The organism is Microvirga tunisiensis (genome assembly GCF_009296175.1).
GTDB lineage: Bacteria > Pseudomonadota > Alphaproteobacteria > Rhizobiales > Beijerinckiaceae > Microvirga > Microvirga tunisiensis.
Window position 1 is genome coordinate 1 of the sequence record NZ_VOSK01000354.1, and the last position, 5862, is coordinate 5862.

At 59.0% G+C, this 5862-nt stretch carries 6 protein-coding genes; 2 read left to right on the top strand and 4 right to left on the bottom strand.

Annotated elements, in window-relative coordinates:
• Positions 1-514: 514 nt before the first annotated feature.
• The gene (locus tag FS320_RS36380; protein WP_152717208.1) at positions 515-1579 is read right to left on the bottom strand and encodes a DUF3095 family protein; all 1065 of its coding nucleotides are present in this window, start codon (positions 1577-1579) and stop codon (positions 515-517) included.
• A 128-nt stretch (positions 1580-1707) separates the two neighbouring features.
• The gene (locus FS320_RS36385) at positions 1708-2103 is read right to left on the bottom strand and encodes an Ohr family peroxiredoxin (RefSeq protein ID WP_152717209.1); all 396 of its coding nucleotides are present in this window, start codon (positions 2101-2103) and stop codon (positions 1708-1710) included.
• A 180-nt stretch (positions 2104-2283) separates the two neighbouring features.
• Between FS320_RS36385 and FS320_RS36390 the strand changes: the two genes are divergently transcribed.
• A complete protein-coding gene (locus FS320_RS36390; protein WP_152717212.1) occupies positions 2284-2757 on the top strand; it encodes a MarR family winged helix-turn-helix transcriptional regulator in 474 nt (157 codons plus the stop codon).
• Between the two features lie 313 nt (positions 2758-3070).
• Here FS320_RS36390 and FS320_RS36395 read toward each other — a convergent pair whose 3' ends face one another.
• Complete coding sequence (locus tag FS320_RS36395; protein ID WP_244627617.1) at positions 3071-3592, bottom strand: DUF6130 family protein; 522 nt, start codon at positions 3590-3592, stop codon at positions 3071-3073.
• Between the two features lie 147 nt (positions 3593-3739).
• Here FS320_RS36395 and FS320_RS36400 point away from each other — a divergent pair, with 147 nt between their 5' ends.
• Positions 3740-4249, top strand: coding sequence for a MarR family winged helix-turn-helix transcriptional regulator (locus FS320_RS36400; RefSeq protein ID WP_152717210.1), 510 nt, complete (start codon positions 3740-3742; stop codon positions 4247-4249).
• A 1305-nt stretch (positions 4250-5554) separates the two neighbouring features.
• Here FS320_RS36400 and FS320_RS36405 read toward each other — a convergent pair.
• Positions 5555-5862 (bottom strand): transposase (locus tag FS320_RS36405; RefSeq protein WP_152717211.1); only part of this gene is annotated, 308 nt, incomplete at its 5' end.

Genomic DNA, 5862 nt, shown 5'->3' on the forward strand with positions numbered 1-5862 from the left:
TGCGGATGAAGGGAGTGCATCACGTCCTCCTGCGGTGAGAAGCTCGGCGTCGCAGGCCGTCAAAGCGCCAAGTGTACTCCTCAATGGCGTAACGCACCCGATCCCAACAACGTTCCGCTACCAAACAACTAGGCTGGCATTTTGCCCAGCCTAGTAGGGGTAAGAATACTGAATTGCACTGGAGGAGCGCTGACCCCAGAACCGTCGCGGAGACCGTGTTACGTACAAAGCATATGATTTCGGATCAGCTAGAGTCGGCTCTGGGTCGAGCCTGTGTCAAAACGCGATCGGGCCGCTCCGTGAAGCAATTTAATTTCCTGTAAGCCTCGATAGACCGGGAAATCCCCGGTACAGGAGCGTGAACTTGTACAAATCGTTCGGCAAGGCCGAGCCTGTTCGAGTTTTGACACGGCCTCGGTCAGTTGCTGACATTCGCGCTTTGCCCAGTTTCGGACCTTCTCAGGCGGGGACCGGTGACTTTGGTCCAGGTTCATCTGCCCCAGTTTATACCACGTCAGGCGAAGAATATCGCAGGCTCCCTACCGATACCCGCGACCACAGGAAGCTCACCTGCTTCCATCATCTCTGCGGCCTTAGCATATCCTCCACCCATTCCGTCGAGGAAATGCAGATGCAAATCCGGCCTGCCGGACGGCACAAGACAGGTCATGAGTGCATGAGACTGGCGGTGCAGTCCGAAGTTGATCTCGCCACGCGCCTTTGCCGCAACAAGTATGGCTTCAGCGGTGTCGATTTGTTCGGAGGTGCAGTCGAGCGTCAGACGCAAGGCATCATCGTATTTGCGAAAGTCCGAGTTCGCGGCGACCCCTGACCAACTTTTCGGATCAAGATACGTCTCGTCGTTCTCAGGAATGGCCATGTCCACTGGAACAGGATGAGATTGGCGCGGCCCAGCGTCGAAAATGGCAAGCACACGCTTGCCAAGCGCAGCAAAGACTTCTGGGCTGGTATGATCATGAGGCTCGACCAGCAGCGATAAAATCTCGCCCTGCTGGCTCGGAATGGGGGTCCAGTCACACGTAAGCCCAGTCAGGTCCGGCGTGGTCGTGTGCTGATCCGGCTCTACCAGATACCGCCCACTCTTCATTTGCTGCTCCGCCCATTTCAGCCCTCCCCCGGCGAACATCGCATAGGTTGCTTTTTCCGAGGCTGCGTATCGGGCAATTCTCACGTCACGTCCCCGGGCACGTATCTCACTCACAGGCAGCAGCCCAACTCGAAGAGCGAGATCAAGGTTGGTTCTTGCAAAGCTCGCAACCTGTCGGAGCACTGAGGTCGCGACCATGATGCTCTGTGGCGGCAACGCAAATGCAGCCCCATCGCCACGAAACACGAACGGGAAATCGAACGTACCCCACGCATTGCCAAGAGCGGCAATTACAGAGGCACCTGCGTAGTTGACGTCTCTATAGCGCCCCGCTCCGATGGCTAGGGTCGAGTCAATGACGTCCGTGATCCCGATGAGCCAATCATCGGGCAAGGGCTCATAGATGGAAGGGTCGAGCACCGACGAGAACTTACTATATGCTTGGGGTGGGTGTGCAGGGCTGTTGACCATTGAGGGTTCTCCAGATCAGCGTGCAACAGCAAACGTGGCGTCACGCCTTGCCGATGGGGTGCAGGTCTCCAATGCGTCTCGTCCGAGGGAGCCGGGCCAGCCGATAAGGCAGGCCCGGCCGATCCGGTTCAGAGCAGGTTGGTCTCGACATTGATGTTGCCGTGCGTGGCCTTCGAGTACGGGCAGATCTCGTGCGCTGCATCGACCAGCGTCTGCGCAACCTCGTGGTCGACACCCGGCAGGCTGACGTTGAGGCGTGCACGCAGGAAGTAGGAGCCGCTGTCGAGGACCAGGTCGATCTCGGCGTCAACCGCCGGCGCGGTCGGGAGGGTGATCTTCCTTTGAGCGGCGGCATGCTCGAGCGCGCCCATGTAGCAGGCCGCCCAGGCGGCACCGAAGAGGTTTTCGGCGGCTGGGTGCGGCTGTGACAGCTTGAGGTCGAGGAGGCCGTCGCTGCTGCGCGTCCCGCCGTCGCGGCCGCTCGTGTTGTGGGTCTTTCCGGTGAACAGAACCTTGGCAGTCATGGCATTATCCTTTCTGAACAAGGTAGATCGCATCCGATCAAATCGGATGCGATGCAAGTACGCCTCAGAAAGAGCTATGTCAAGCACTTTCGATTTAATCGGATACGATTTATATTGGGCCAAGCAATGAAACCCTCGGAGAAGCCCATGCCCCGCCCGCCAAGACCGAAGACCAACGACATGCCCTCCCAGTCCCCGCAGAGCACGAGGGAACGCAAGAAGCTTTCGAATTTCCTATGCTTCGCGATCTACTCGGCGAACTTGGCCTTTAATCGCGCGTACAAGCCAATCCTGGACAAGCTTGGCCTGACGTACACCCAATACATCGCCATGGTGGCGTTGTCCGAGGAGGATAACCAGACTGTCGGGGCACTCGGGGAGAAGCTCTTCCTCGAGTCCAACACGCTGACGCCCATGCTCAAGAAGCTCGAAGCGACAGGCTATATCCGGCGTCACCGCGATCCCACCGATGAACGGCAGGTTCGCGTGAGCCTGACGCCCGCCGGTCGCCGACTGCTTGAAACGGATCCGGGCGCATCGCTGGTTGAAGCCACCGGGCTTGGCGAGGACTTTCCCGCAGCGCAGAAAACTGTGGCAAGCATTCGTGACAACCTCCTGCGTGCCACGCGCGCTGAGCTGGGTGCAAGCGAGTGAGCAACCTGCAACCAGCGGGTCATCCTCTGTGTAGCGCAGGCAAAGACGACAACCTCGGTAAAAATATCTCTCGCCTTACTGTCGGCTCATAACGGGCAGCGGCCGTTCGCGGTCTTGTGACCGACCACCATCGAGCACACCTCAGCATGGCCGGTTGCTCGCCGAACCACTGAGAAGTATCCTCTGCGCCTAATCAAAACGTCTGTACGTTAGTTATGAAAGAACAGAAACCCGCCCAAGTGGGGCGGGTTTCTGCGTTTTAGTCGGCACAGGCAAGGAAGCTGCATCTCTGATTGTCGCGAGCGATGCTGGGCTATTTGTGCATGTGCACTTGCGTCATCCCTGGTTCGCCAGTCATGGCAGGCACGGTGAACGTATGCGTCACCGATTGTCCATTTAAGATCTCGTGGTTAGCGTCGACCAAGTCGATCTTCACCTTGTGCTCGCCGGGCGGAAACCCGCCTACGTCGATTGTACCGTTGTCACTCGCATCCGCCCACGTCCAGGGCAGGTCGTCGACGGTGACGTGCAGATGCCCGATGCGTGGGGATACGGTGAGGGCGCCCGGGCCGAACGCCTGTACAATACGCACGTTCTCCACCCGGTACTGGGACAGGAATAGGCCCTGGGCCACCGCCTGGGGAAGCGGTGGGTCCATAATCAATTTGGCAGGGGGCTCGTTCTGGATGGGGACACCAAAGGAGGTCTCGAACGGTGAAGGGCCGCGGAACTCCCTTGCGCTCTGAGCGAAGGCGCTCGTAGCGAGCATAGTTCCAGCGGCCACAGCGGTAAGCGTCTTGATGAGTAGGGTCATGTCACGAACCTTGGCAGTCATAGCAAAATCCTTTGTGAGTGAATTATATCGTATCCGCTTAATTCGAAGGCGATTGAAATACTCCCTGGAAAATCCTATGTCAAGCACTTCCGATTTAATCGGATACGATTTATATAGAAGCCGAACAGCAAAGGCCTAGAAATACCCATGTCCAAGACACGAACAGCGAAGACCCCAGACCAGCCTGGATCCCGTTCCCCGAAGGCCAATGGCGAAGGCCAGAAGCTTGCGAATTATCTGTGCTTCGCGATCTACTCCGCGAATCTGGCCTTTGGCCGTGCGTACAAGCCGGTCCTGGATAAGCTTGGCCTGACGTACACCCAGTACATCGCCCTGGTGGCGCTCTCCGAGGAGGACAACCAGACCGTCGGGGCACTGGGCGAGAAGATGTTCCTGGAATCCAACACGCTGACGCCCATCCTCAAGAAACTTGAGTCGATTGGCTACATCCGACGTCAACGTGACCCCGCCGACGAACGGCAGGTGCGGGTGAGCCTGACGCCCGCCGGTCGCCGACTGCTTGAAACGGATCCCGGCGCGTCGTTGACTGAGGCGACCGGGCTTGGAGAGGACTTTCCCGCAGCGCAGAAGACCGTGACGAGGATACGCGACAACCTCCTGCGTGCCACGCGCGCTGAGCTGGGTGCAGAGAAATAAGCCGCCCGCAGGTGCCAGCTTAGCCGGCGCATCATCAGCGGGCCTCACTCAGGGGACGCGAAGCCGGAGCCTCGCAGGGTAAGGCCTGCGGGAGGTAGAAGGCACGGAGCCTCTGCGATCCCTCTAGCTCCACTCGGAGAACCTCAGGGCCGTTCGGGATGAGGGTGGAGCAACCTCGGTAAGAGCGTCCCTCGCCTTACAGCCGGCCCATGACTTATCACGGCCATTCGCGGCGTCGGGATCGACAAACATCGGGCACACCCCAGAGGCGCCGCTTGCTCGCCAAGCCCCCGAGGAATACGCTACTAACTTAATCAATGTCCCTGCGTTGGACTTGGGCTCCCCGGCGAGCCACTTTTCATCGACAGCTTTGCCGACGTCGCTCCTGAACCGAGTAGTTATGTTACTCGCAGGAGGAGGACCCGATCGCAAGAGCCGCAGCCTCCATCGACATTTAGGAAAGGTCTAGGAAGGCCGCACTGCGGTCGTTCGTGTACACAACGCCAGCAGTCTTGCGGTTGTCCGTCCGCCGATCCCGCGGCGCCGAGGCCAAGGCCAAGCGCGACCAACGCAACTCCCGACTCTTCACTTCATGAAACACCGTCGGTCACTGGGCGAAGGCGCACCGCCGCCAGTTCTACTGCCTCCCCAAGCGCCAGAATACCGCAGGGTTCACAATCCTGTCTCTCGGGGGATCGCCGGATGTTTGGCCATTCGTTGGAAGGTCTGGTTCGGGTCGAGCCTGTGTCAAAACTCGAACAGGCTCGGCCGTGCCGAACGATTTGTACAAGTTCACCCTTCCGTACCGAGGATTTCCCGGTCTACGAAGACTTGCAGGAAATTTAATTGCTCCAGGGAGCGGTCAGTTCGCGTTTTGACACGGCCTCGGTCAAAGCTGATCCTTAAGGGCAGCCCTTTGAACGTCGGTTTACCGCCTCATTGCTGAAGTCAGGTCTATTTCAGCCTCGTGCCAGGATGTATGGTCCGGCCGTGCGTCGCAAGATGATGTTGGCGGACTGACGAACGTGAGAGCTGCATCAATGTATTCGGCCTCTGTGTGGAGCGTCAGCTCCGGGCCAGCATGGGTATCCGCGCGCATCCAGGACTCGCTAGGAGAAAGACCTTTGTAGGCCATCATGGCACCCAGTCTTGTGGTTGCGCCGGGCAGACCGTTCGTCCATCTCCTTCTTCATCTCGCAGACCTCGGCGGGAAACTGCTGATTAGCTAACGGATGTCATCATTCGACCCTCAGCGTTGATTGTTCATCTGAACCGCCTCCGTAGCGTCTCAGAGGTAAGTTCGTATCAGGCTGCATGAGAGGCACTCCTGGGCTGATAGCCATGTCCACGCGCCAGCACCGCCCAAGCAATGCGGGCGAGCTTGTTGGCCAGCGCGATCACCAGCATGTTGCGATGCAGCCGTCGTCCCGCCGCCTCGATCCACGGCCACAGGGAGAGCCTGGCCCCATGCGGCCGACGTACCAGGACAATGTGCGCCGCCTGCACGAAGAGCGTCCGCAGGTACTTGTTGCCGTGCTTCGAGATCTTGCCCAGGATGGTGCGGTCGCCGGTCGATTCCTGCTTCGGCACCAGCCCGAGCCAGGCGCCGAAGT